Origin of the sequence: Cytobacillus citreus, assembly GCF_018343665.1 — a bacterium.
Classification (GTDB): Bacteria; Bacillota; Bacilli; order Bacillales; family Cytobacillaceae; genus Cytobacillus; species Cytobacillus citreus.
The window spans coordinates 591,839-617,681 of record NZ_JAGYPM010000001.1 but is presented as its reverse complement, the minus strand read 5'-3'; the positions used below and the strand labels follow the sequence as shown (position 1 = coordinate 617,681).

22 protein-coding genes are annotated in these 25,843 nt (G+C 37.0%); all 22 read right to left on the bottom strand.

Going from position 1 to position 25,843, the window contains the following annotated elements; translation table 11 throughout:
- Positions 1–8 precede the first annotated feature (8 nt).
- Positions 9–788 carry a ribonuclease HII gene (locus tag KHA94_RS03130; protein ID WP_213100675.1) on the bottom strand — a complete coding sequence of 260 codons (780 nt, stop codon included), beginning with the start codon at positions 786–788 and terminating at the stop codon, positions 9–11.
- Between the two features lie 199 nt (positions 789–987).
- On the bottom strand, positions 988–1,854 hold the full coding sequence (ylqF, locus tag KHA94_RS03125; protein WP_213100674.1) for a ribosome biogenesis GTPase YlqF: 867 nt from the start codon (positions 1,852–1,854) through the stop codon (positions 988–990).
- 48 nt (positions 1,855–1,902) lie between these two features.
- Complete coding sequence (gene lepB / locus KHA94_RS03120) at positions 1,903–2,454, bottom strand: signal peptidase I (RefSeq protein WP_213100673.1); 552 nt, start codon at positions 2,452–2,454, stop codon at positions 1,903–1,905.
- A 359-nt stretch (positions 2,455–2,813) separates the two neighbouring features.
- On the bottom strand, positions 2,814–3,158 hold the full coding sequence (rplS, locus tag KHA94_RS03115; RefSeq protein WP_057769817.1) for a 50S ribosomal protein L19: 345 nt from the start codon (positions 3,156–3,158) through the stop codon (positions 2,814–2,816).
- A gap of 140 nt (positions 3,159–3,298) precedes the next feature.
- Positions 3,299–4,039 carry a tRNA (guanosine(37)-N1)-methyltransferase TrmD gene (trmD, locus tag KHA94_RS03110; protein ID WP_249365281.1) on the bottom strand — a complete coding sequence of 247 codons (741 nt, stop codon included), beginning with the start codon at positions 4,037–4,039 and terminating at the stop codon, positions 3,299–3,301.
- Positions 4,036–4,554: a ribosome maturation factor RimM gene (gene rimM, locus KHA94_RS03105; RefSeq protein WP_213100672.1), complete on the bottom strand. Its 519-nt coding sequence runs from the start codon at positions 4,552–4,554 to the stop codon at positions 4,036–4,038. Before rimM ends, trmD begins: the two co-directional genes overlap by 4 nt.
- A gap of 12 nt (positions 4,555–4,566) precedes the next feature.
- Entirely contained in the window at positions 4,567–4,953 is a 387-nt protein-coding gene (locus KHA94_RS03100) for a YlqD family protein (RefSeq protein WP_213100671.1), read from the bottom strand.
- Between the two features lie 152 nt (positions 4,954–5,105).
- Positions 5,106–5,336, bottom strand: a complete 231-nt coding sequence (locus KHA94_RS03095; RefSeq protein WP_057769809.1) for a KH domain-containing protein — start codon at positions 5,334–5,336, stop codon at positions 5,106–5,108.
- Positions 5,337–5,347: 11 nt separating this feature from the next.
- Entirely contained in the window at positions 5,348–5,620 is a 273-nt protein-coding gene (gene rpsP, locus KHA94_RS03090) for a 30S ribosomal protein S16 (RefSeq protein WP_066289128.1), read from the bottom strand.
- A gap of 109 nt (positions 5,621–5,729) precedes the next feature.
- The gene (ffh, locus tag KHA94_RS03085) at positions 5,730–7,091 is read right to left on the bottom strand and encodes a signal recognition particle protein (RefSeq protein WP_213100670.1); all 1,362 of its coding nucleotides are present in this window, start codon (positions 7,089–7,091) and stop codon (positions 5,730–5,732) included.
- A gap of 11 nt (positions 7,092–7,102) precedes the next feature.
- Positions 7,103–7,435: a putative DNA-binding protein gene (locus KHA94_RS03080; protein ID WP_213100669.1), complete on the bottom strand. Its 333-nt coding sequence runs from the start codon at positions 7,433–7,435 to the stop codon at positions 7,103–7,105.
- Positions 7,436–7,582: 147 nt separating this feature from the next.
- Positions 7,583–10,369 carry a VWA domain-containing protein gene (locus tag KHA94_RS03075; protein ID WP_213100668.1) on the bottom strand — a complete coding sequence of 929 codons (2,787 nt, stop codon included), beginning with the start codon at positions 10,367–10,369 and terminating at the stop codon, positions 7,583–7,585.
- Positions 10,353–12,119, bottom strand: a complete 1,767-nt coding sequence (locus tag KHA94_RS03070) for a vWA domain-containing protein (RefSeq protein ID WP_213100667.1) — start codon at positions 12,117–12,119, stop codon at positions 10,353–10,355. The genes KHA94_RS03075 and KHA94_RS03070 overlap by 17 nt, the downstream gene beginning before the upstream one ends.
- Positions 12,120–12,128: 9 nt before the next feature.
- Positions 12,129–12,995 (bottom strand): DUF58 domain-containing protein, encoded by an 867-nt coding sequence (locus tag KHA94_RS03065; protein WP_213100666.1) that lies wholly within the window; start codon positions 12,993–12,995, stop codon positions 12,129–12,131.
- The gene (locus tag KHA94_RS03060; RefSeq protein WP_213100665.1) at positions 12,995–13,999 is read right to left on the bottom strand and encodes an AAA family ATPase; all 1,005 of its coding nucleotides are present in this window, start codon (positions 13,997–13,999) and stop codon (positions 12,995–12,997) included. The genes KHA94_RS03065 and KHA94_RS03060 overlap by 1 nt, the downstream gene beginning before the upstream one ends.
- A 5-nt stretch (positions 14,000–14,004) precedes the next feature.
- The gene (locus KHA94_RS03055; RefSeq protein WP_213100664.1) at positions 14,005–15,573 is read right to left on the bottom strand and encodes an AAA family ATPase; all 1,569 of its coding nucleotides are present in this window, start codon (positions 15,571–15,573) and stop codon (positions 14,005–14,007) included.
- Positions 15,574–15,577: 4 nt separating this feature from the next.
- A complete protein-coding gene (locus KHA94_RS03050) occupies positions 15,578–16,423 on the bottom strand; it encodes an ABC transporter permease (RefSeq protein WP_213100663.1) in 846 nt (281 codons plus the stop codon).
- A complete protein-coding gene (locus tag KHA94_RS03045; protein WP_213100662.1) occupies positions 16,420–17,355 on the bottom strand; it encodes an ABC transporter ATP-binding protein in 936 nt (311 codons plus the stop codon). Before KHA94_RS03045 ends, KHA94_RS03050 begins: the two co-directional genes overlap by 4 nt.
- The gene (locus KHA94_RS03040; protein ID WP_213100661.1) at positions 17,352–19,739 is read right to left on the bottom strand and encodes a hypothetical protein; all 2,388 of its coding nucleotides are present in this window, start codon (positions 19,737–19,739) and stop codon (positions 17,352–17,354) included. The genes KHA94_RS03045 and KHA94_RS03040 overlap by 4 nt, the downstream gene beginning before the upstream one ends.
- Before the next feature lie 194 nt (positions 19,740–19,933).
- Complete coding sequence (gene ftsY / locus KHA94_RS03035; protein ID WP_213100660.1) at positions 19,934–20,923, bottom strand: signal recognition particle-docking protein FtsY; 990 nt, start codon at positions 20,921–20,923, stop codon at positions 19,934–19,936.
- Between the two features lie 104 nt (positions 20,924–21,027).
- Entirely contained in the window at positions 21,028–24,594 is a 3,567-nt protein-coding gene (gene smc, locus KHA94_RS03030; protein ID WP_213100659.1) for a chromosome segregation protein SMC, read from the bottom strand.
- A 53-nt stretch (positions 24,595–24,647) separates the two neighbouring features.
- Positions 24,648–25,388, bottom strand: coding sequence for a ribonuclease III (gene rnc / locus KHA94_RS03025; protein ID WP_213100658.1), 741 nt, complete (start codon positions 25,386–25,388; stop codon positions 24,648–24,650).
- Positions 25,389–25,843 lie beyond the last annotated feature (455 nt).

Below are 25,843 nucleotides of genomic sequence, written 5' to 3'. Positions count from 1 at the left end.
TCACCTTCTTACTTAACTTCTATTATGAATTCCTTTATGGGAGCAAAGCTTTTTCGATGGTGGGGGGTTATACCAAACTCTTTAATTGCGTTCAGATGTTCCTTCGTACCATACCCCATGTTTTGAGAGAATCCGTATTGGGGAAATTCCTTTGCTAGTTGAATCAACATCCGGTCACGTGTAACTTTTGCCACTATTGAAGCAGCGGCAATCGAAATGCTTTTTCCGTCACCTTTTATAATTGCTTCCTGTGGATAAGGAGTCATGAGCTTGACTGCATCAATAAGGAGGAAATCCGGCTTGGTTTTAAGCCCCGCTATTGCGGTAAGCATGGCTTTTTTCGATGCTTCCAAAATATTTATTCGATCGATCTCCTTTACACTAATGATACCTATGCTTACAGATAATGCCTCTCGTTTAATGATCTCAAAAAATGCATTTCTTTTTTGTTCCGATAGCTTTTTAGAATCATCTAAACCAGGCAAATAAAAAGTGGGTGGTAAGATAACAGCTGCAGCAACGACAGGTCCTGCAAGCGGTCCTCTTCCAACCTCATCTATTCCAGCAATGTTTTCGTAGCCCTGACTTCTGTAATCATGCTCATACTGTATCATTTCCAAATGTTTTTCATATGCCTTCTTCTCTAATTCTTGTTGAGAATACCACTTTTTTAAAAGCTGCTGAACGCCTTTTCTCTCATCTTTTTCTATAAATCTAATAAAATCGCTATTTCGATCTTTTACTAAAGAAAGATTTTGTTCAATCTCTCGAATTGTTTGTTTTTCCATGTTGTTTCTCCCTCAATTCCATAGTCTATGTATCGGCTTGTTTAAAAAAATATTTAGAGGATGACTCTGGTTAGCTCTAGCCCTTCTCTACATATACTGTGTATTTTGGATATTGATTAAATCCAATTTACAATATATTGCTTTGGGTTAATGCTTCCATTTGAGTCATCCTCTATGGAGTTTGATTTATTTACTTTTCTTATTCAGTAATTGTGATCAAATCTTCAGGTTTTTCCAATGTAATTGGTCCTAATTTTTCCGTTCGAAAATCCCTAATAATGAGTTCAGTTACTTTATCGTAATCTATTTCTCCTCTACCCATTAAACAGCCACGAAGTTTTCCAATCTCATCAAATAATTCTACAATATCTTCTGGAATAACTTCTAGACTATAACGATCCTTCATACGTTCAGGATAGCTTTTTTCAAGGAATCGAAGAGCATATATAGCTATATCTTGTAAATTTAATATTGTATCTTTAATCGCACCCGTAAGTGCAAGCTTTAAGCCAACCTCTTGATCTTCAAACTTTGGCCAAAGAATTCCTGGCGTATCGAGAAGTTCCAATTCTTTTCCTACCTTAATCCATTGCTGTGCCTTTGTGACTCCAGGTGTATTTCCGGTTTTTGCCAAATTCCTTTTCGCTAGCCTATTAATGAGTGTTGACTTTCCTGCATTCGGAATACCTACTATCATCGCACGAATAGCTCTAGGTTTTACCCCTTTTGACTTCATTCGATCAAATTTTTCCTTTAGAATTTCTTGAGATGCAGCTACAATTTCTTTCATTCCTTGTCCTGCCTGCGAATTAATAGCTATAGCCTTTAATCCTTGTTCATTAAAATATTTTACCCATTGCTTTGTCTTTTCCTTATCGGCCATATCAGCCTTATTTAAAAGAATGATTCGTGGTTTATGCTGAATGATTTCATCAATCATCGGATTGCGAGAAGAATAGGGAATTCTTGCATCCACCAATTCATAGATAATATCTACTAGCTTTAGTTTTTCTGTAACTTGCCTTCTGGCCTTTGCCATGTGCCCGGGAAACCATTGAATAGTCATAGCTGTCACCTCCCAATGCGACGTAATTATTATTAAGTAAAAAAATCTTTATTTTACAATTTGAATATCTTCAATTGGCCAATAAATAATGCTAGTGTTTCCTAGTACTTTATCCATAGGAACAGTGCCAATATGACGGCTATCCTTACTGAATCTCCTATTATCTCCCATAACGAAAAGATGGCCCTCAGGTACGGTTTCCTGACCGATTTTTTCCTCAAGAGTAAATGGTTCAGTTAATGGACCGTCTATGACTTCTTTCTTATATTCATCTAAATATGGCTCATCGTACGCCTTGCCATTAACATATAGGATGTCATCTTTATATTCAATTCGATCTCCTGGCAAACCAATTATCCTTTTTATGTAATCCTTATTTTCAGGTGCATGAAAAACGATAATATCGAACCTTTCAGGCTTTCCTATTTTATAACTAAACTTATTTACGATCATGCGATCCTGATCATGCAAAGTTGGCATCATAGAAAGCCCATCAACCACAATCGGCGCGAATAAAAAGTAACGAATAATAGCTGCTAATAATACTGCAATAATAAGGGCTTTTGACCATTCCCATAATTCATTTTTCTTTTTTGTCATTTATTCCTCCACCAATCTTCCGTAAAATAATTGCTTTCAGCTAAAGGATTAGTATTATCAAGCTTGTTAATACAGTCTTTCAAATACATATGTATACTCTTGCAATATTAATTGTACAAAAATCAATCAAAACAGTCATGGTTGGAGCCTTATGTATTTATTATTTAACAATTATGTAATATTATTAGCTAAGAAAAAGGAGCTTGTAGAACAAGCTCCTTTCTTTTTTCATATTGTCCAGCTACAACACCTAGCCCCTCGAGGTCATAAGCCAGTCCAACAAGAAGGTTAAAGAACAACCTTCCCGCCGGCCTGTATTATGCTTGTCGGGGCTGAACAAGGCGTTTTCGCTTTTCGATTTATCGAATTTCTTTAATACGAGCTTTTTTACCACGTAGGTTACGTAAGTAGTAAAGTTTCGCACGGCGTACTTTACCGCGGCGAAGTACTTCAAGCTTCGCAATCTTTGGTGTGTTAACAGGGAATGTACGCTCAACGCCTACACCATAAGAAATCTTACGAACTGTAAAAGTTTCGCTGATACCACCACCACGACGCTTGATCACAACTCCTTCGTATACCTGGATTCGCTCACGAGTTCCCTCAACAATACTCACGTGTACACGTACAGTATCACCAGGACGGAACGCAGGCATATCAGTACGAAGTTGTTCTTTTGTGATCTCTTCGATTAATTTATGCATCGTTTTCAACTCCTTCCAACAGATGCTCATGCACATACTTTCCTCTAATTGCAGCGGAACATCTTAATAAGACAAAAACTGCAAAAATCCAGCCTTTGTCACAAAAAGTATTTTATCATATTGAGGATATAACTTCAATGCTATTTCTGTTCATTTTTAATCTCTTCCAACCATTTTTTTTGAACATCGGATAATTCAACATGTTCGAATAAATCTGGCCTGCGAAAAAAAGTCCTTCTCAATGATTCTTTTGTTCGCCACTCTTCAATTAAGCGATGATTACCCGACAAAAGAACATCAGGGACTTTCATTCCCCTGAAATCGGCTGGACGAGTATAATGCGGGTGTTCAAGGAGGCCTGTGCTAAAAGAGTCTTTACGATGTGATTCCTCATTGCCAAGAACACCTGGCAGAAGACGAACAACACTATCTATCACAACCATTGCCCCAAGCTCTCCCCCTGTTAAAACAAAATCACCAATCGAAATTTCGTCAGTCACGATATGCTTACGAATTCTTTCATCGTAACCTTCATAATGTCCACAAACAAAAATAAGATGATCTGATTTTGCTAGCTCCTCTGCTTTCCTCTGGTTATACCTTTCACCTTGAGGGCATAAAAGTATGACTCTTGGTGAAGATATTCCTTTTTCGCGCAAATCAGCTACTGCATCAAAAATCGGCTGTGGCTTTAGCACCATTCCCGCTCCACCACCATATGGATAGTCATCAACGGTATGATGCTTATTGTCAGCATAATCTCTAAAATTCACGACATTGTATTCAACAGCTCTATTGTCTGCAGCTTTTTTTAAAATTGAATGGCCAAATACCCCAGCAAACATTTCAGGAAAAAGTGTAAGGACATCAATTTTCATCATGAAAGAAGACCTTCAATCGGATCAATGATAACAGATTTTTCTTTAATGTTTACTTCTTTTACTACATCTTCAATATAAGGGATTAAGATCTCCTTGCCACCCTTCCCTTTTATTACCCAAACATCATTAGCTCCCGGTGAAAGAATTTCACGGATTTTCCCTAACTCATCACCATCCAAAGTCGTGACTGTACAGCCAATAATTTCATGGTAGTAATACTCATCTTGATTCAATTCACCAAGCTGACTCTCAGGTACCTTAAGGATTCCCCCTTTAAATTTTTCGATTTGATTTATATTATCGTAGCCTTCAAAAGTGACTAAATCAAAATTCTTATGAGTACGATGTGATTTCACAATTAATTCAAGTGGCAAATTTGAATCAGGCATAAATAAAAACAGTTTATTCCCAGACTTATATCTATCAGCTGCAAAATCAGTCTTTGAGATTATTCTTGCCTCTCCTCTAATGCCATGAGTATTTACGATTTTTCCAACATTAAACCATTTTTCCAATAGCTCTCACCTCTAGCGAATTTCCTTAACAATCCCGTCCTGAATGATGATCGTTCTGCCGCTTTGAACATCTTCCCAGCGATCTCCTTCTTCAATCTCAATAATCGCCTTTACTTCTTTTTCTTTTAGTTCGCTGCCTAATGGTAGCATATGTAATTGTTCAATTTGAAAATCGAGAAGCTTGATTTTTTCTTGCCTCATTTGAATTTCTTTTTCATAATGCTTATTTAAACTAATCTGCTGAAACTTTTTTGTTTTTTCAAGCTTTTTCATTTCAAATCTCAGCTGATCACATTCCTTTTGGAGTTGCTGCTTATTCGACCTATATTTATCTAATAGTTCACTTTTACTATTTTCCGTTAGAACTTGTTTTACCACGACAGATTGAAGTATTTTCATCTATTTATGCCTCCTAAGGCTATAATCGTGCCAGTTCTTAAAATATAATAATTTGAAAAAAGGAGGGGACAATGCCCCTCCTTTCCGATGACAAGCTTGGCTCAAATGAGTCATTGCTTTCATATGTTTCAGCTCAGCACTTTGTTAAATGCTCATTCACTGATTTCTAAAAAGATTTTTTTCTGCTGTGATGATCCTGCTGCATAAACAACAGTTCGAATTGCTTTCGCAACGCGCCCTTGCTTCCCAATTACTTTCCCCATGTCATTCTTGTTGACAGAAAGCTGATAGGTTACGCGGTTTTCTTCTTCAAGTACTTTCACTAGTACTTCTTCCGGAAAATCAACAAGGGGCTTTACAATCGTTTCGATAAGCTCTTTCATATTTATAAAAATTACTTACCGTTTTTAGCGTTATGGAATTTTTCCATAATACCTTGTTTTGAGAATAGATTACGAACTGTATCAGATGGCTTTGCACCAGTTTGAAGCCATTTAAGAGCTAATTCTTCATTAATATCCACGATAGCTGGTTCTGCAACCGGATTGTAAGTTCCAACTGTTTCAATGAAACGTCCATCACGAGGAGAACGAGAATCAGCTACAACGATACGATAAAAAGGAGATTTTTTTGCTCCCATACGTTTTAAACGAATTTTTACTGCCATAATTTAAAGCACCTCCGAATAGTTTCACACAAGATAGTATAATATCAGATTCCTAATAAGTTTGTAAAGGGTTTTTTCTTTACAGTCTAGAAAAAACTTTCTAATTGGGTTAAAAAGGGTTAAACGGAAACTTAAATCCGCCTTTTTTCTTTCCTTTTGCCCCTTTTGGTGACATTCCTGTCATTTGTTTCATCATTTTCTTCATATCTTCAAATTGCTTTAATAAGCGATTTACTTCCGGGACCGATGTACCGCTCCCTTTCGCAATCCTCTTGCGTCGGCTTGCATTAATCAATTCAGGATGTATTTTCTCTTCCTTTGTCATAGATTGGATGATAGCTTCAACATGAGTGATTTGCTTCTCATCAATTTGAAGATTGTTCAGCCCTTTAATTTTGTTCGCACCAGGCATCATTTTTAAAATGTCTTCAAGTGGTCCCATTTTACGAACTTGACCGAGTTGGTCCAAAAAGTCGTCAAATGTAAAATTTGCCGTCCGAATCTTCTGCTGAAGTTCCTTAGCCTTCTCTTCATCCACATTTGCTTGTGCTTTTTCAATGAGGGTTAAAACATCCCCCATCCCTAAAATTCTTGAGGCCATTCTTTCAGGGTGAAAAGGCTCTAAGGCATCCATTTTTTCTCCAAGACCAACAAACTTAATTGGTGTATTTGTAACAGAGCGAATGGAGAGGGCTGCTCCTCCACGGGTATCACCATCAAGCTTTGTCAGCACGACACCCGTTAATCCTAATTGCTCATTAAAGCTCTCGGCAACATTAACTGCGTCTTGACCTGTCATTGCATCAACTACAAGGAAGATTTCATCCGGATTAGATAGCTCTTTAATCTGCTTCAGCTCATCCATCAACGCTTCATCAACATGTAATCGACCAGCTGTATCAATTAAAACGTAATCATTATGATCTTCTTTAGCCTTTGCGATTGCCTGTTTGGCTATTTCAACAGGGCTGACTTGATCACCTAGTGAAAATACTGGCATACTTAGTTGTTTTCCAAGGGTTTCAAGCTGTTTTATCGCCGCTGGACGATAAATATCAGCTGCGACAAGCAATGGGCTTCGGTTGTAATTCTTTCTCAGCAAGTTGGCAAGCTTTCCAGTTGTCGTTGTTTTACCGGCACCTTGTAAACCAACCATCATAATGACTGTTGGTGGGCGGTTTGAAACAGCAATCTTGCTTTGCTCTCCACCCATTAAGTCGGTTAATTCTTCTTTAACAACCTTAACAACCTGCTGTCCAGGTGTTAAGCTCTTTAACACTTCCTGTCCAACAGCTCGTTCACTAACCTTCTTGACAAATTCTCTAACGACCTTAAAGTTAACGTCTGCTTCAAGTAATGCAAGTTTTACATCTCGCATCATTTCTTTTACATCCGCTTCATTTACCTTCCCCTTGCCGCGGATCTTCTGGATTGTATTCTGCAGTCGGTCGGCTAATCCTTCAAATGCCATGTTGCCGCCTCCTAATCTAATTTCTCAAGCTCAGCTAAAGCAGAAAATATTTCCATGTTTTTTTCAGGGTTTTCGTTAAGAATTTCCTTCAAACTTGAAATGAGCTTGCTTCGCTTTTGAAATTTATAAAATAATAACAGCTTTTCTTCGTACTCTTCAAGCATTGCTTCTGTTCGTTTAATATTGTCGTAAACTGCTTGGCGACTAACATCGTATTCTTCTGCAATCTCTCCAAGCGAAAAATCATCCAGGTAATAAAGGGACATATAGCTTCGCTGCTTTGGAGTCAACAACGATTGATAAAAATCATATAGATAATTCATTCTCGTTGTCTTTTCTAACATCCCTACCCCCCCTTGTTAAGTGAAAAGCCTTTACAAAACCTAGTTTACATAGGTCTCAAAAATATGTCAAGAAATTATCTTTACATTCTGGAATTGAAGGAAAATGTAAGATTTGAATTAGAGGAAACAGCCATTTAGCCGATTTCCTTAATTCTTCCGTTTTTTTGCATCAAGAAGCCTTTTCATTCTCTCCGCACGTTCCTCTGGTGTCACTTGGATTTCCTGTCTCTTAGCTGCTTTTTTCTTCTTAATCTGCTTTTCTTCTTCTTTTGCTGCAGGCTTTTCATTTTTCGTTTCAATGGATTGTATTTCTTTAGTGGTCGATCTTTTAACACTTCTCTGCTGCAACTGTTCGATACTTTGTGCCTTATTCACCACATCAGCATTTTTTGTACTTTTTTTCTTTAATGAATGCCCAATTAAAGCAATTAATCCAAAACGACGGATAGCAATTTCTATAAAGAAAAGCAAAAATGCAGCTAAAATTAACCATTGGCTTATCGGCTGTTCATTATACGTTTTATTTTTTAAAGATCGAAATGATTCCTTTTCGGAAACAAGTGCTTTTCCTTCTGTTTTTTTCGCTAGTTCCTTAAGCAGAACTTCATTGGGGCCATTTAATAAGTACTCATCAGAATAAGGAATTGTAAACCCTGTTTGATAAGTATGGATAGCTCCATTTTGGTCATTTTGCTTCACACTAAGAAAATACATTCCCGAATGATTCGGCAATTTAAGCTCATATTTTCCTGGTGCCACAAGTTTTGGAGTTACTTTTATTTCCTCTCCACTCTCAGAGACAAGAGTAGCTTCGATAGGAAGTGACTTATTTCTTGTCGATTCTAATATTAAAAGAGGAGTACCGCTTTCCTTTGTTAATGTCATGTTGTAAGGCTCACTCTCATATTGCGGAAGGGTTTTCGTAATAAGATGATTAATGAAAGTTGGCCACATATCCCATCGTGCCCAGTCCCCTGACCATTTTCCTGAAAAGTCTGAAGTAAAGGCAATCGTATGACCTAAGCCATACTGCCATTCTGCAAGGATCGGATCTTCCTTTTCACTTAGAATGGCTGACTGTGCCCGTGGCTTTGGTGTTGTGGCTATATAGGCATTCATCTTTGGCACTCCAGCCTGGAACAAGTTTGCCCAATCGGGATAAGGCTGAATCACCGGATAGAAAGGATTATCTTCTATATATGTTCTGGTGGCCATTACTGTCTCACGAGAAAGTATACTCGGGATTACAGATGAATCCGTAACATCATAAAACCTTCCTGAACCCATATTCGCTAAGTCTTCTAGTAGAACGCGATCTGCATCACTCCCCAATGCCACCGTAGACAAAGTAATATTTTTTTCTTTTCCCTCTTCAATTAATCCTTCATAGTCACCTCCAGGGGCCTGACCATCTGTGAGTAGAATAATATGTTTTCTCTGCAGCTTTAGGTCCTCTAACTCCTGAAATGCTAGTTCTAACGATGAATATATTTCAGTTCCACCACCAGGAGTTACCGATCGAATTTTATCGGCCGCTTCCTTTTTATCCTTTAATGGTGCTGTTTCCACAATGGTCCATGGACGATCATCAAATGCAATGAATCCAAGCGTGTCCTCTTCACGTAATAGCTCGACTGATCTGGCAGCAGCTTCTTTGGCAAGTTCAAGCTTAGAACCAGCCATACTTCCAGACCTATCCATAACAATAACAAGGCCAAGAGAAGGCATCTCTTTTTCCCCTTTTATGTCCATATCTACTGGCAAAAGCTTTTCGATCGGGGTTTTAAAATACCCTCCAAGCCCAAAGCTTTCTTCTCCACCTGCCATAATAAAGCCTGTTCCAAATTCTTTTACTGCCTTTTCAATCATATTCATTTGATTTTCGCTGATGACAGTTGCAGGTACATTATTAAAAATAATCGATTGATATTGAATAAAGCTAGATAGCTCTGTCGGAAGCTTTTCGGGTGGGATCGTTTCTGCATCAACACCAGAGTCTTCAATTATGGGTTCAAGATTTCCCCCATCTTTCCCTTGAACAATTAGGATCTTCGGAGTTCCTTTTACATTGGCAACTGAATGCAATGTATTATTTTCTATAAATGTATCATTTTCTGCGGCAATTTCACCTTTAAAAACAGCAAGACCTGAAACATCTGCTGTATGTGTAAAAGTGTAGATATTCTTTCCTTCCTTTACTTGTACAATCTCCTTTAATACTTCTTGATTATTCACTGAAAGGCGAATGATCGCCTCTTTATTTACATTGCTATTAATAGTAAATGAGACAGAAGCCTTCTCCCCTTTATAAAGGGAAGGAGGAACTTTTAGTTCGGACAAAGACATATCTTCCCCGACTTTATTTTTTAAAAGAACATAATCAAGCTCAATATTTCGGTTTTTTAGAAGATTCGCTACATCAAGACTATTTCCTACCGTTTCATTTCCATCAGAGAGCAATACGATTCGACCACTTGATTTTCTTGGTATTAATGTGGAAGCAAATTGCAATCCTGCTTCTAAATTTGTTTCAGCATCGTTAATCTTACTGCTAAATTGATTTATTGCATTCTTTTGAAGCCCTAAGTTCTGTTCCATTGAAACATTTTCTCCAAAAGTGACAACTGCGAATGAATCCTCTTTCTGTTTATGCTCCACACTTTTTTCTATCCAGTCCAGAATTTGATTTTCCGCAGTATTCACACTTGCTGAACGGTCGGCAAGAAAAATCACCGTTTCACCTTTCATAGGGAGCAATATTTGTGGAATCGTCAATGCAGTAATTAATAGTACAAACACGGTAAATCTTATTCCAGCAATACAATAAACTTCAATGGATTTCATTTGTTTTTTTTGTCTAATAAAAAGATAAATCATAAATGCTGCTGGTATAATTAACAAAAATAGAATGGGAAACTTAAACTCTATGCCCACGCCTATATACCTCCCATTCCAAAGCGATAAATACTAAAGCGAAGACAGCGAACCATATCCACAGCTTGTCATTGGAACTTTTCTTATTCCCTTTTTCATACACTTGAAGCTCATTCCATGTAAATGCTGTCTCAACTTTCGCTTGCTTTTCCCGATCATCAAGCAGCACAGAAAAATAATAAATTTTATCTCCTGAAACCGCCTGATAGGTCCCAGGAATTATAGGTGCTCTAAAGCTTTCTTTTGTCAAATCGAAGGAATATAAGTTCTCATCTTGTTGATTGAAAACCTCCCATTTTTGTTTGCCCTCATTAATATTGATCCACTTCTCCTCACCCGGACTAAAATAGCCGAGAAAACCGGTTTGCTGTGAAAGCCATTGATAAGAGTTATATAGAAAAATAGGAAATCCTGGCTGAAGTGGCCAGTCAGAATCTGATAGTGAAAAGTTTACTATTATAATAGGTTCTCCATTTACTTGTCCTTTTTGGACTAATGGATTGTCGCCGCTTCTTAATATCGTTTCCCAATCACCTTCTATCGCCTTCACAGCGGAATCAATATATATCTTTTCATAATCAACATATTGAAGCAGTTGATCTTCCTTAGCAGTTAACTTCTCTTTCAGTTTAACCTTTTCCTTATTGTTATTAAAAAAAATGATCGGCTGCCTAGGTAAATCATTTATGTCGCTGCCTTCAACAACAAGAATTCCGTTTTCATTTAATTTTTTTCCGTTATTGGTTTGAAGTAATTCTGCCCCAATCGTTTGAAATCCTTTTACTGCAAAGGAGTTTACTTCACCGATTGTGTAAACCTTTGGATTTGATTCAGTAAAAATAGAGGTTGCCTGGTTATCAGCTGCATAACCATCCTCATTTGAAATGAGAGCCTCATAATAAGGCTTTTCAGGAAGTGAAGGGATCTGTATAACTAGCTGCTGCCCTCCAGCAATGGAAACTTTTTGTTCAAAGAACTTTTCTTCTTCAGCTTTCACTACAATATTTATTTCCTTTTCTTCAGAAGCTTGATTCTCTATGACAGCAATACCTGTAATCTGATTTTCAAAAGAGGCTACACCAAAGGAAATCAATGATAGATTACCAGAGTCTTCACCGATATTATGTACCTCAACATAATGCTCTTTCATATTTTTACTAACCATTTCTTTTGTAACTCCGTCTGAATAAATATGGATGGCAGTATCCTTATTAGAAGCAAGTGAAACAGCTAAATTCATTGCTTTTTCCATCTGTTCATGTTCATAAGTTAGCTGTAAGTTGTTTATTTGCTTCCGTATAGCGGTTAAGTCACTTTCCTGATTTAAAAGGATCTCAGGCTTTTCACCCGCTTTAATCAAAGTTACTTCTTGCTCACCTAGTCGATCAACCAGTGTAAGCATTTCCTTTTTTGCTGTTTCAAAGCGGCTGCTATTTTCAAATTTTGCAGACATAGTGGCTGAAGGGTCAATAACCAAGATGATATGCTCTCCCTTTACCGCATTCTCATACCAAAACGGACGTACAAGTGAAAACATTAAAAGCAGCAACGCCAAAAGCTGCAGCCAAAATAACAGGTTTTGCTGCAACTTCTTTAACCACGGAGATGCTTGCCACTCATTTAATACTTGTTCCCAAAAAAAGTTAGAGGAAATCGTTTTCTCCACATACTGCTTCCGGAAAAAGTAAAACAAAATAACGGCAGCTATAAAAATACTTAATAGAAAAAACCACGGATTCAAAAAATACATAGGCTCACCTCAATTGATTAACCCTTTTCCGGAAAAATCATGAAATAATATTGATTGAACATCTCGATTATCACATGCAAACAAGTAGTGTCCACCAAATCGCCTGCAGATCATTTCTAATTTTCGATTATGCTCCTGGATACGTTTCTCATATTCTGCTATTATTGTCGGGCTCATACTAACATTCACAATAGCTTCTGTCTCACTATCAACTAATTTCATATCCCCTGAAAAACGGGGAGATAATTCTTCTGTACTTAACACTTGAATAAACCAAATCTCTTGTTTTAAAGCAGCCAATTTTTTGAGAAGATTTTCAATTTCGTCTAGATGCTCCAATCCATCCGTTATAATAATGGAAAGCTGCTGTTTCTTTACAATTGTTCTCTTTAAATGTTTTATAAATTCTCCAGCCCGCTCTGCTTCATCCAATTGGAGAATTTCCAAAAAGGTTTTCCTGCTATAGATTGAGCCTTTCCTTTTTACAGGCTGTACACCTGCTGAAGAAACGGCTGAAAAAAACAATCGATCTTCACTATTTAATATGATGTAGCTAAAAGCAGCAGCTAGTAGTTTTGCTAGATTCCATTTTGATTCAATTTTTCTCATAGAAGATGTAGCATCAAGGTATATGGCGATAGATAATTCCTGCTCATCTAAAAACCTTTTAATATAATGCTTTTGTGTTCTTCCATATACGTTCCAATCAATTTGCCGTACATCGTCTCCAGGTTGATACGTCCTAAAATCCGAGAATTCTAGTGAGGAGCCAAACCTGCTCGACTGCCTAGACCCTTTATGAAATCCTCTCTTTTTTGTTTTGACCATCAGTCTCTTTTTCTGTAGTTTACCTATTAAAGCCTGCTGGTTGTTCATTACCCTTTTGCTCCTCGTTCAGGTTCACTAAGAAGTTGATCAATAATTTTATCTGCAGTTATTCCATTAGCCTCTCCTTCGAAGTTTAAGATGAGACGATGCCTTAATACTGGTTTAGCCACATGTTTTATATCACCAATAGAAATATGATATCTTCCTACTGTAAGAGCTCTCGCCTTAGCCATTCCAATTAGGCTTTGAAGACCACGAGGTCCGCTTCCATATTGAACATACTGCTTTACGATATCTGGAGCTTCCTCAGAATCCGGATGTGTAGCTGAAATAAGACTCACTGCAAAATCAATGATATCATCTGAAACCAAGATTTCTTTTGCAAGCCTTTGCAGTGCTATAACATCCTGAAGGGATGCCATTTTTTCTAATTGTATAGATTGTGGACCTGTAGTTCTAAACACAATTTCTCTTAATTCCTCTTTTGTTGGGTAATGTACATGAACTTTACAGATAAAACGATCTGTTTGCGCCTCTGGAAGCGGATAGGTTCCTTCCATATCAATTGGGTTTTGGGTAGCTAATACAAAAAATGGGTTTTCCATCGATTTTGTTTCGCCCATGATTGTAACCGTTTTTTCACCCATTGCCTCCAGAAGAGCACTTTGTGTTTTTGGAGTAGCCCTGTTTATTTCATCCGCTAATATAATATTGGCAAACAATGGACCTTTGTGAAAAACAAAATTCTGTCTTCCAGCCTCATCTGGTTGTAATAGCATTGTTCCAGTAATATCTGAAGGCATAATATCTGGTGTAAACTGGATTCGTGAAAATTTCAAATCGAGACATTCAGAAATCGTTTTTATTAACATTGTTTTTCCTAGTCCCGGCAAACCTTCCAATAGCACATGCCCTCCAGCTAAAATGCTCCATAATACTTGATCAATGACTTCGTGTTGGCCGACGATAAAAGACTGAATTTCTTTTTTAACTTTTGATATCGTGTCTGAAGCAGTTATAAATTGCTGTTCCTTTTCTGTTGTTGCTGACATATATGTCACTCCTTGTTAGGATCTATATTGGTAAAATAATTTTTTACGATCTCTTCTAAATCTGACGGCAGCTTATAGCGATCCGTACTTTGTCTATATGCTTTTTCGTATGTTCCAAAAACCTCACTATATGGCCTAATCGTTCCTTTAAGAACTGGTCCTGTTCCTTCTGATTGCTCAGCAGAATTTCCTTCCCCTAGATGGCCTTGATCTGTTTCTATATTTGTTTGGCCTTCTAAATGATTAGGAATGGTTAATAGTTCCCGTGAACCTTGACCCTTACCAGCTGCGGAACCTCCTAATCCTTGGCCATTTCCTGAACCTGAACCTGATCCGCTACCGCTTCCAGCTCCTGTTCCATTTCCATTTCCGTTTCCATTACCTGAGTTGTTCCCGTTTCCTTTATTTGGATTTTGATTATTTTGTCCTTGCTGCTGTCCATTGCTATTACTTGCACCTTGCTGCCCGCTTGCACCTGATCCTTGTTGACTAGATTGACCAGGGGGAGTAAAGGCAAGCTGGCCGGGCGGTAATCCGTTTGCAGCCATCTGATTTTGCATGGCTAATCCTACATTTCGCAGAGCTTGCTGAGCTGCTGCAAGCTGCGCTAGGAATTCTTCAGATTCAAGGGCATTTTCAATCTGATCCATTAATTTTTCAAGTTCTTCCTCCGTTAATTGTCCTTCATTTTCCGCCAATTGTTTGAAGGCATTCTTTTGTTCTTCATTTAACTCATTCCATTTTTCATTTAATTTAGCTAGCTCTTTTTCAATAGCAGCCAAGTTTTTCTGATTCAGCATTTTTTCCAGATCGGTTAATCCATTATTTTTCAATTCTTGCTTCCAATTTTCTAAAGCCAATTGTTTTTCTTTTTCCTTTAAAGCCTTTAATTCCAGCTCTTTTTTCTGTTTCGCTAGCTCTTTTAGAGCTTCTTCAGCCGACTTCTGTTCTGCAACTTTTTCCAGTGCATCCTTTAATGCTTTTTTTACATTTGGATCTTTTTCTTTTTTTATTTCTTCCTTAAGTTTTTTTTCAGTTTCCGCAACAAGCTTTATTTCCTTTTCTTGCTTTTTTGCTAAATTTATTTTTTCATTTGGTGAAAAAAATAGAAGCACAGCTCCTGATGTGAGGACAAGAAAAATAAGCAGCCATTTAGGATATAAATATTTTTTCTTTCTTTTTCGAACGATATCTTGTGATTTTTTCATATTTTTTACTGCATCTGCGAGCTGCAATTCAGCCACAATACTATCTGTTTTAAGGAAATTAAAAGCTGTAACAACTCTGTCATCTGGTACAAACTGATTGTAAATAGAAACTGCATTCTGCATATTCGGAAGGTTTTTCCAAATACGTATGATAAAAATAGCCAACAAAACAATAATCAGCAATATGAAATAATATTTTAGAAAAGGAATGACCAGAATCCGAGCGATTAAAAGTAATAAAAAGGAAGTTACTCCTGCAAATATTAGCAAGAGCTGCATCTCCTTAAAAATCAGCTGGAAAAGGAGCTGTCTCTGAATGGGTTTTATCAGCTTTTCAAATTGGTGGCGATCCTCCATTTGTTTCATTCCCTTACCCTTTTTTCATGTTCGGTCGCAACTTTTTTATGCTTAGTAGAATTGCTGCTATAAAAATGACTGTGTAGGATATTAAATATGAAATCCATAACGGAAATTTTATTCCCGTATTCGTTGTTAATTCCCTAATAAAATCCGGCTCAAAAGTACTGAAAAGGATAATAGCCGGGTTAAGCATAGCTGTAAAATACGGAAGCGGGTTTGTTGAAGGAGTGGCTGAATATCCATATCGATTAGCAAACTGCATAAAAATAATGGTTAAAAAAGCTGTCCCCCCCGCTAAAAACAATGTCACCCCATATGTCGTTACCATCGATACAATCGTTTTCCTAATGAGTGTTGAGAAAAGCACGCCTAAGCTTCCAAAAACAAGCATTGTAAACATATAAAAAGAAATCGTTATCAATACTTGGCCAGGAGAAATCCCGCCAAATAAAAAGACAAAGCTATAAAGCGGTAAACTCGCAACAATCAATAATAGTAAGTAGGATAAAGATGAAATTAGCTTGCTTAGAACAATGCTTGCTGAGCTTTGTGTTGTTGTCAGCAGAATATTCAATGTCTGCCTTTCACGCTCACTGCTAATGACACCAGCTGTTAATCCCGGTGTAATAAATAAGATTAATGCCAGCTGGAGAAAGGAAAGCATAATAAATATCGTTCGACTTTGGTCTGGCTTAAAAAATCCTGTTGTGTTTGATAATGACTCAATAAAAACGAAACCGACAATTATGAGCCCCAGAGCAAGCAAATAAAAGAGAATGCCGAGGAAGCTTTTAAAAGAACGGAAGCGAAGCTTAAACTCCTTATTCAAAACAGGATTGATGACAAAATTTTTCACGATAGCTCTACCCCCTTTGTAATTTCCATAAAGACATCTTCCAGATCGGTTTCAATTTCAGAAAAGCTTGTAATAGCAATGTCATTTATTATAGCTTTTTTAAGTAATACTGATTGTTCTTGATCTGAGCCCTTATAAACAAACCTTAGTGTTTGTTCTTCATCTCCTATTTTTAATTTTGATACATTCGGATCATCTTCAAAGAAGGAAACGCCCTTTTCGATATCTCTATATGTTTTAACAATTATTAGCCTTTCACCTTTTAACTGTGCTTGGATTTCTGTTACTGATCCTTCAGCAACGAGCTTACCTTGATCAATAATGCCAATTGTGTCGCACATTTCCGCAAGTTCTGGCAAAATATGCGACGAAATCAAAATTGTTTTCCCCATATTCTTTAATTCCTTTAATATTTCCCTCATTTCTACACGAGCTCTCGGATCCAAGCCTGAAGCAGGTTCATCAAGGATTAGAACTTCTGGATCATGTATTAAGCTTCTTGCAAGGCATAAGCGCTGCTTCATACCTCTCGAAAGTAAATCCACATAAGAATCCTTTTTATGCGCCAAATTGACGAGATCCAGTAATTGTGGAATAAGTTTTTCCCTTTCTGCTAAAGGGATTCCGTAACTCGCACCATAAAAATGTAAATATTCAATTGCCTTTAACTGATCATAAACGCCAAAGAAATCAGGCATATAGCCAAGCTGACGTCTAACCATTTTTGGCTCCTTTTGGATATTATAACCATTAATATAGGCTGTCCCAGAAGTTGGTGCCAGCAAGGTAGCCAAAATTGAAAAGGTGGTGGATTTTCCTGCACCGTTCTGACCAACAAACCCAAATACACTTCCCTTTTCAATTTGCAGATTTAAAGAATTAAGTGCTGTAAAATTTCCGTATCGTTTTGATAAATCAATAATTTCAATCACGGTGTCACTTCCCCCTTTATTGTGATATTCGGTAATTGAACATAAGGATCACCCTTAGCATTTTTTATTAGCTTAATCTTAATTTCTCCTTCTTTTGTTACAAATTGTTGAATATGATTTGTTTCATTCATTGTGAAACTAGGTTTATCCGTATCAATAGAAAGCCATTCTCCAGTCACACTGTTAAAAACTGAGTATTGAATGAATTGATTATTCGTCTTGATCGTCAGTTCATTTAACTTCGTCGGATTTTCTACTAATTGCTTTGGCAACAGGACAATATATTCATATTCTCCATCTTCAATCATGATTTCCCGATTGGATCCATTGATCATATTTTCAGCAATACGTCCACTTATCACATTAATATTTGTACTAAGCATTTCATTTTTAAGAGTAAATTCACCAGAAAATTCTTGCTCTGCATTAAATGATTCGAGAATTAGATTTGTATTATCCTGTTTTTCCTTTTTACCTAACATTTTTACGTCTACAATTGCATCTTTAGTAAAGCCGCCAATTATTGGCTCATTTTCTTTATTGCTATTAAAAATAAAATTTGAAGCAACATACTCTAAACGTTCACGCTTCATTTTGTCAATATCTGTATTTTGATAGGAAAAGTTTGGTCCTCCAGATGCATAAGGCTTTGTAAGCAGTGAGAGATTAATTTTTTTATTAACCTGAATTTTCTCACCTTTCTTTAATTTCCCGAGCTTTATTTTTTCTTTGCCTGACCAAATAAAGACTTCCTCAAAATCATAGTCAAAACCATTTTGGATCGTTCCAGTCAATTGGCTATTCTTTAGTTTAAGATCTGAAACAAACCCACCATCCACTTTCTGATGAGCCTTCCCGTAAATAGTTTTAGACGACCAGTATCCGACTTCTGGGAACACGATGTCAGTGTTTTTACGCTTTTCCTCATAAATTGCTCCGCTCATTTGGTCAAGGCTTCTCATATTCTGTGTACTAGTCACGGCATTGAATTGACCTTTTGGAATTGAAAGTGTATATTGACCACTTTTATTCGATAATAGTGTTGATGCTTGCAGCCCAGTTAAGTGCTGATCTTCAGCCATATAGACACCTAATTGATTGAGCTGCGGCTTCGAAATCCGGTCTTTTGCTCCGATACCAAACACAATTGCAGCCATAATAATCGATAATGAAGGGATAATCCACCATGAATGCTCCCGCTTATCCAGTTTCTTTAGGACAAAATATAGCACAGGAACAATTATGATAATGTATCCGCCTAATAAACCAATGAGCTGTCCGATTGAAAAGTTACTCGCAGGAAAAAATTCATTTGTCTCGACAAACTCCCAATAAAGTGAACCATAAAAATCAGGACCATACTTCATACTGTTAAGCTTCGATACTTCTGCCTCGTTAATAAAATTTGCAAACCATGTGCTATAGCCCTTCCATGATGAGAGAGGCTCATCTCCAATGGAAAAGCCGGTTTGTAAAATCATGCCTTCTCCGAAGTTTTTCTTTACTGTTGTTGGAATATTGCCGTTTTTATCAACTATAATAGCATCTTCATTCAATGGACCAGTAAATATTTTTAATTCACTGAACTCAGGTTTCTTCCCATTATCTTTAGTTAGCAGAAAGTCCGCAGAAACTGAAACCTCTTCCTCCATTTTCATTGGCAGCAAAGAGTATAATTGCCCATATGATTGACTGCCATTAGGCGATGCACCCGCAACTAGAACTCCCCCTGCTTCAATCCATTCCTTTATTGCCAATTGCTGTTCTTCGTCTAATTGAGATATTGCATATTCATCAATAAGCAAATAATCTAGCATTTCGAGACCTAAAGTTTGCTTCGGTAGCTCTTCTTTTTTCAGCTCAATCAATTGCACCTGTGTATTAGGTAGAATTCTTAGCTCTTTTAAACGGTCAAAGTTTTCGCTTAACACACCAATAACATTCTCATTCATATCTATATATTTCGGCTTTATCTTATCTTCGCCTTTAAATTTAACCGTTTTCCCTTTTCTCCAGTCCCCTTTATAAAGCTGAACAGTTGGAATATTCTGATATGAATAGGGATGATCCTCCGTTAATCCCGGCATTGAGATTTGATAAGTTTTTGAATTATTGGCAGGCAGATCAACTTTTATTGAAATAGCACCACCAGTGTTCCATGACGGATTAAAATTGATTAATAGATTCCCGCTAAATGCCTCTCCGCTGTTATCAAGCTTAATCGTCAGAGGGAATCCTTTTCCCATCTTAATCTTTCCATTAAAACCTTCCTCAAGTGTGATGTTAATGTTCTCCCCATCTGCTTTAGCAATGGGGAGGAACAAGTTAATCGATAAGATTAAACTTAAAATTAGGATGATGACAAACCTACTAATTTTGTGCATCTAAATCTCCTCCCGGCAAATAATTTCCATGTTAATAGACGAAATGAATTGGAAAAAGTTTTGGAATTTATTAAGCTTTTATAGAAATAGATATAAGTTATCATATATTTAGACGTTCTAGAAATAAAAAACCCTTCATTAAATATAAAAAACAGCCGAAAAAATTAATTTTTCAGCTGTTTTTATATTTTTGCTTAATCTTCTTCTTTTTCAACTAGATCTGCAAAGAGTCCATAGACGTATTGCTCTGCATCAAACTCCTGCAGATCATCCATTTTTTCTCCAAGTCCAATAAATTTAACAGGAATATCCAATTCATTCCTAATGGCCAGCACAATACCTCCTTTTGCTGTTCCATCAAGCTTTGTTAACACAATGCCACTAACATCTGTAGCTTCCTTAAAGGTTTTTGCTTGAATCATCGCATTTTGCCCAGTTGTGGCATCAAGTACAAGCAGGACTTCATGTGGGGCTCCTGGCACTTCTCGTTCAATAACCCTCTTTACCTTTTCAAGCTCCTTCATTAGATTGACTTTATTTTGCAAGCGTCCGGCTGTATCACATATTAATATATCAGCTTTTCTGGATTTTGCTGCTTGAATCGCGTCGAACATGACAGCTGCAGGATCTGACCCAGCACCTTGTTTGATAACATCCACTCCGACTCTTTCTCCCCAAACCTCAAGCTGTTCAATCGCTCCCGCTCGAAATGTATCTCCCGCTGCCATTAGCACATTCTTGCCTTCACTTTTGAATTTATGGGCAAGCTTTCCGATCGTTGTCGTTTTTCCTACTCCATTAACCCCCACAAACAGAATAACTGTCAAAGAATCTGATTGAATATTCAGTTCAGAAGATGACTTTCCTCCAGCTTGATAGATTTCTACAAGCTTTTCTGAAATCACACTTTGCACTTCATGTGGATCTTGGATATTTTTCTTTTTTACCTCAAGCTTTAACTCTTCCACTAGCTTCATTACTGTATCAAAACCAACATCCGCTTGAATTAAGATTTCCTCCAACTCTTCGAAGAAATCCTCATCCACTTTACGGTATCTAGCAACTAAATCATTTACTTTATTAGAGAAATTGTCTCTCGTCTTTGCTAGACCTTCTTTAAATTTTTCAGTTACACTATCAGACTGTTTCGTAATTTTTTCTTTTAATTTTTTAAAAAAGCTCATCTCTTCACTTCCTACATATTCAATCTTTATGTATCAGAAGCTAACAGTAAAACTGCCAGCTCCCTTTATTTTTGAAATGTTGATTTCGTTTATACCTATTAGGATTATTGAGTCACAAGCTCTTTTGTTTCTTCTAAACGAACTGAGACCATTTTAGAAACACCAGATTCTTGCATTGTCACCCCATACAATACATCGGCTTCCTCCATCGTTCCTTTTCGATGGGTAATAACGATAAATTGAGTTTCAGAACTATATCTCTTCAAGTATTGGCTAAAACGAGAAACATTTGCTTCATCAAGAGCCGCTTCAACCTCATCTAGAATACAGAAAGGCACAGGTCGTACTTTCAAAATGGAAAATAGGAGAGCAATAGCTGTCAAAGCCCTCTCACCACCTGATAAAAGTCCTAAATTTTGAAGTTTCTTCCCTGGAGGCTGCGCAACAATGTCTACACCTGTGTTCAATAAATCTTCGGGATCGGTTAGCTTTAAATCCGCTCTCCCTCCACCAAATAATGATTGAAAAACAGACTCAAAGTGAAAGCGAACTCCCTCAAAAGTGTGCTGAAATCTTTTCTTCATTTCGGTATCCATTTCATCAATAACCTGAAATAGCGTATCCTTTGCTTCTTGTAAATCATTTTTTTGCTCAAGCAGGAATTCATATCTTTCTGATACACGTTCATATTCCTCAATAGCACCAAGGTTTACTGTTCCGAGCTCTTCAATGGCAAGCTTAATGAGTTTTACCTTTTTCCTTGCTTCATCTACATGGATCATTAATGGATATTCTTCTTTTGCAGCTTCATAGGAAAGCAAATACACTTCTCTCAAATGGTTTAACCGATTTTCTAGCTCAACATCAAGTCGATTTAGTTTAACTTCTTCATCCTTTAATGCTTCAATCATTCCTTTGTGCTGACGCTTTAGTTCCTTTGCTTCAACCTCTAAATCTTCTAATGATGTTTGAAGCTTCATGCGCTCTTCTCTTCTTGAAGAGATTAAGCTTAATGTTACTGTTTTATCTTGAAGCTTTTTATTCGCCGCATCCTCTAGCATCTGCTCGCCAGAAAAATTATTTGTCATTTCAGATGATAAGAGCTCTAAATCCTCTTCTATTACTGTTAACTTTTCATTTATACTTGTCAATTCTACAACAATTGCTTCGTATTTGTCTTTCGCATGATTAAACTGCTCACTTTTCGAAGCAAAAATAACTTTAAGCTCATTTATAGCTGATAAAAGACTTTCTTTTGAAGTTTGTTGAATGTTTTTTTGATCAGTTAGCATCGTAATATTTTTATCAAATTCATTGATTTGCAGCTGATAATCCGAAAGTAAAGCTGATAGCTCTGATTTTCTTAATAATAGTTTTTCTCTATCTTCCGAAAATTGAGCTTTATCTATATCATACAGAGATAACCGCTCATTCATACTTTTTTCTTCAAATTCTACTTCGCGAAGATCGCCTTTTACCGCCTGTTCCTTTAACCTTAGCTCTTCTCCCTTTTTTCTATGCTCATCAATCGCAGCTTCTAACGTCTTAATATCTTCCTTGAGCAATTTAACTTGGGTTTCCAAGCTAGAGGTTTTTGATTCCATATCCACTATTCTTACTTTTAATTCTTCAAGCTCACCTTTTCTGCTTAAAATGGAAGAATTCTTTTGTTTTAGAGCTCCTCCTGTCATTGAACCTCCTGGATTCACAACATCTCCATCAATAGTAACAAGTCGTACACGATATTGCAGTAGCTTTGCTAATTCATTTGCACCCTTTAAATCCTTAGCAATGACAACATTACCTAGTAAGTTTTCCATTGATCCCTTATACTTGTAGCCATATTGAATTAATTTTGCTGCTTCACCGACAAAAGAAGGATGCTGTTGAATTGATTGGAGCTGACTAGTGCTTAGACTCTTGCCTTTTATTACATTTAACGGAAGGAATGTAGCCCGTCCGTATGAGTTCTTTTTTAAATATTGAATGGCATTTCGCGCGTCATGCTCAGTTCCAACAATAATATGCTGCATAGCACCGCCTAACGCCGTTTCAATTGCTGTTTCAAATTCCTTTGGAACTTGAATTAATTCAGCAACTGCACCTTCAATTCCTTGAAGATTATCTCCGCGAGCCTTTAATACCTCTTTAACTCCTTGAAAAAATCCTGAAAAGTCATCTTCCATTTCCTCAAGCATTTCTTGTCTAGATTTTGCCTTTTGCAAGTATTGATAAGCTTGGTATAATGTCTTTTCTTGCTTTTGATAGTTTTCCTTTGCTGATTCTAGCCTTCTCTGATCATCGCGAAATAATGTTACTTGATCATCTAACTCTTTTTGAGCGGTTAAAAGAAGTGATTCTATCTTTTGCTTCCGTTCAATAATACTTTTCCGATTACGAATAAAATTATCATTTTCTTGCTCGAGCTTCCCGCTTCTCATTTCTAACTGATTAAGCTGTTGATCAATATTTTGAAGTTCATTTTTAGAGGCAGCTTGTTTATTTAATACTTCAATATAATCACTTTTAAGCGATTCAATCTTTTCTTCTGTATTTATATTAAAAAGATTAAGTTGATCTTGTTTTTCCTTTAGCTCGTTTTTAAGCTGATTAGCCTCTTCCTCTAACTGCTTTTGAATCAAATACTGATGATCCTTTTGAGCATTTAATTCAATCTTTTTTTCTTTGTATTCTTCTAAATTTTTTTGAAGCTGCCCCTTATTTTGTGCAGCGTTTTTCTTTCTTTCCTTTAAGACTTCTTTTCTGCCTTCTAGCTTTTCAAGCTCTTCACTTGCATGCAGCAATACATTTTGCAAATCATTTATTGATTCATCTAAAGCTGATGCTTGGTCTCTTAATTCTTCAATTTTTGCTTCCTTATTATGAAGACTTGCAGAAAGCTTTATTTCTTTTTCTTTATTATTCTCAAGGTCTTGTGATAACTGCTCCCATTTTAAATGCAAATCCTCAATTTCATATACAGTTACAGCTACTTCGATTTTTTCAAGTTCTTCCTTTTGTTCTAAATAATCCTTTGCAATTGAAGCTTGAATTTTTAAAGGCTCGACCTGACTTTCAAGTTCATATACAATATCATTCACTCGATTTAAATTTTCTTGCGTTTCCGTCAGCTTACTTTCTGCCTTTTTCTTCCTTGTCTTATATTTAAGAACACCTGCTGCTTCTTCAAAGATCGTTCTCCGCTCTTCTGCTTTACTATTAAGAATCTCTTCAACTCTTCCTTGGCTTATGATTGAAAAGGCTTCCCTGCCTAAACCAGAATCCATAAATAAATCTACAATATCTTTAAGTCTGCAGGACTGTTTATTTATTAAAAATTCACTTTCGCCTGATCGATATACGCGGCGCGTTACACTAACCTCGTTATAATCAATGGGCAGACCTTGATCCTCATTATCTAAAGTGAGCGTTACCTCTGCATAGTTCAACGACTTCCGCGAGTCACTTCCAGAAAAAATAATATCCTCCATTTTTGCGCCTCGTAATGATTTAGCTGACTGCTCTCCTAATACCCAGCGGATGGCATCTGTAATATTGCTTTTTCCACTACCATTTGGACCTACAACAGCAGTAACACCAGGCACAAAATCAACCAATATTCTTTCGGCAAACGATTTAAATCCAACAACATCCAACCGTTTTAAAAACAACCGCTGCTCCCCCTAATCTAAGAGTGTTTTATATCTATTCGACAACATTTTACTTACAAATGGCTTTTTAAAATCTCGAGAGCCAATTGAGCCGCATGCTGCTCTGCTTCCTTTTTTGAGCGTCCTGTACCTATCCCCAGCTCTTTTCCATTCATTGACACTCTTGAAACAAATTCCCGATTATGGGCAGGACCCTTTTCCTGTAAAATTTTATATTCAATTACCCCAGCTCCATCACGTTGGACTAATTCCTGAAGTTGGCTTTTAAAATCCATGACATGTGAAAAAGCTCCTGAATCAATTTTAGGAAAAACGATCTTTTCAAGAAATTCAATAACTGTATCGAGCCCTTTATCTAAGTAAAGAGCACCAATAAACGATTCAAAAACATCTGCAAGCAAGGCAGGCCTTTCCCTTCCACCTGTCATCTCTTCTCCCTTTCCAAGCAAAACTAGATTTCCGAACGATAATTCATGGGCAAAAGAAACTAAAGAAGGCTCACAGACAACTGCAGCTCTTAATTTTGTTAATTCTCCTTCACTCATCATTGGGTATTTTATGAAAAGAAATTTTGAAACAGTTAATTCGAGTACGGCATCTCCTAAGAATTCAAGTCTTTCATTATCTTCATTTGGTTTTCTACGATGCTCATTCACATAAGATGAGTGAGTAAATGCTTGCTTTAATAGCTTTTCATTTTTAAATTCAATGCCGAGCTTTTTCTGAAAGTCCTTAAATTGCTTATCTATTGAACGCATTATCTTCTTATCCTTGTCTTTACTTATACTGTGCATTTTCCTCACCTTTTAAAAGTAATTGTGCTAAACCCAAAAAATATGTGTGTTACTCGAATTCGAGTTTACTTAAAAAAAATTAAATATGCAATATAGTGAAACTTCCATCAGTGGGAGTTTTCCGAAGCACAGGATGTGCTAGTGCAGACGTTACGACAGGACGTCGTGTCTTTAGTCTGCGTTCATCCCCACTGATGGTTAGTTGCGGCCCACAGGAAGTGGGTCAGGCAGACGTTGCCACACGATGTGGCGCTTTTAGTCTGTGTTCATTTTATGGGCCTTTACGGGCAGTCGATCCCCCACTTAGGCTTCTTTGATTCTCTCGCAAACTTGAAGTGGGGGTCTTACTCCCGTTAATCTGCGATAAAGCAGAAGAAAGCCCCGTTTTTGAACGGAGCTTAAATTTAATACGTATTTACTGTCCGTCACCACCTAATTCCTATCAAGTAATAACG

What these genes read in the sequence shown, in the direction of transcription:
- KHA94_RS03100 (WP_213100671.1), bottom strand. Translation starts at nt 4,953, where the DNA reads ATGAAAATACTTCAATCTGTCGTGGTAAAACAAGTTCTAACGGAAAAT.
- KHA94_RS03060 (WP_213100665.1), bottom strand. Translation starts at nt 13,999, where the DNA reads ATGTCAGCAACAACAGAAAAGGAACAGCAATTTATAACTGCTTCAGAC.
- KHA94_RS03055 (WP_213100664.1), bottom strand. Translation starts at nt 15,573, where the DNA reads ATGAAACAAATGGAGGATCGCCACCAATTTGAAAAGCTGATAAAACCC.
- KHA94_RS03130 (WP_213100675.1), bottom strand. Translation starts at nt 788, where the DNA reads ATGGAAAAACAAACAATTCGAGAGATTGAACAAAATCTTTCTTTAGTA.
- rpsP (WP_066289128.1), bottom strand. Translation starts at nt 5,620, where the DNA reads ATGGCAGTAAAAATTCGTTTAAAACGTATGGGAGCAAAAAAATCTCCT.
- KHA94_RS03095 (WP_057769809.1), bottom strand. Translation starts at nt 5,336, where the DNA reads ATGAAAGAGCTTATCGAAACGATTGTAAAGCCCCTTGTTGATTTTCCG.
- ylqF (WP_213100674.1), bottom strand. Translation starts at nt 1,854, where the DNA reads ATGACTATTCAATGGTTTCCCGGGCACATGGCAAAGGCCAGAAGGCAA.
- trmD (WP_249365281.1), bottom strand. Translation starts at nt 4,039, where the DNA reads ATGATGAAAATTGATGTCCTTACACTTTTTCCTGAAATGTTTGCTGGG.
- lepB (WP_213100673.1), bottom strand. Translation starts at nt 2,454, where the DNA reads ATGACAAAAAAGAAAAATGAATTATGGGAATGGTCAAAAGCCCTTATT.
- rnc (WP_213100658.1), bottom strand. Translation starts at nt 25,388, where the DNA reads ATGCACAGTATAAGTAAAGACAAGGATAAGAAGATAATGCGTTCAATA.
- ftsY (WP_213100660.1), bottom strand. Translation starts at nt 20,923, where the DNA reads ATGAGCTTTTTTAAAAAATTAAAAGAAAAAATTACGAAACAGTCTGAT.
- ffh (WP_213100670.1), bottom strand. Translation starts at nt 7,091, where the DNA reads ATGGCATTTGAAGGATTAGCCGACCGACTGCAGAATACAATCCAGAAG.
- rplS (WP_057769817.1), bottom strand. Translation starts at nt 3,158, where the DNA reads ATGCATAAATTAATCGAAGAGATCACAAAAGAACAACTTCGTACTGAT.
- KHA94_RS03070 (WP_213100667.1), bottom strand. Translation starts at nt 12,119, where the DNA reads ATGTATTTTTTGAATCCGTGGTTTTTTCTATTAAGTATTTTTATAGCT.
- KHA94_RS03065 (WP_213100666.1), bottom strand. Translation starts at nt 12,995, where the DNA reads ATGAACAACCAGCAGGCTTTAATAGGTAAACTACAGAAAAAGAGACTG.
- KHA94_RS03080 (WP_213100669.1), bottom strand. Translation starts at nt 7,435, where the DNA reads ATGTTAGAAAAGACAACGAGAATGAATTATCTATATGATTTTTATCAA.
- KHA94_RS03040 (WP_213100661.1), bottom strand. Translation starts at nt 19,739, where the DNA reads ATGCACAAAATTAGTAGGTTTGTCATCATCCTAATTTTAAGTTTAATC.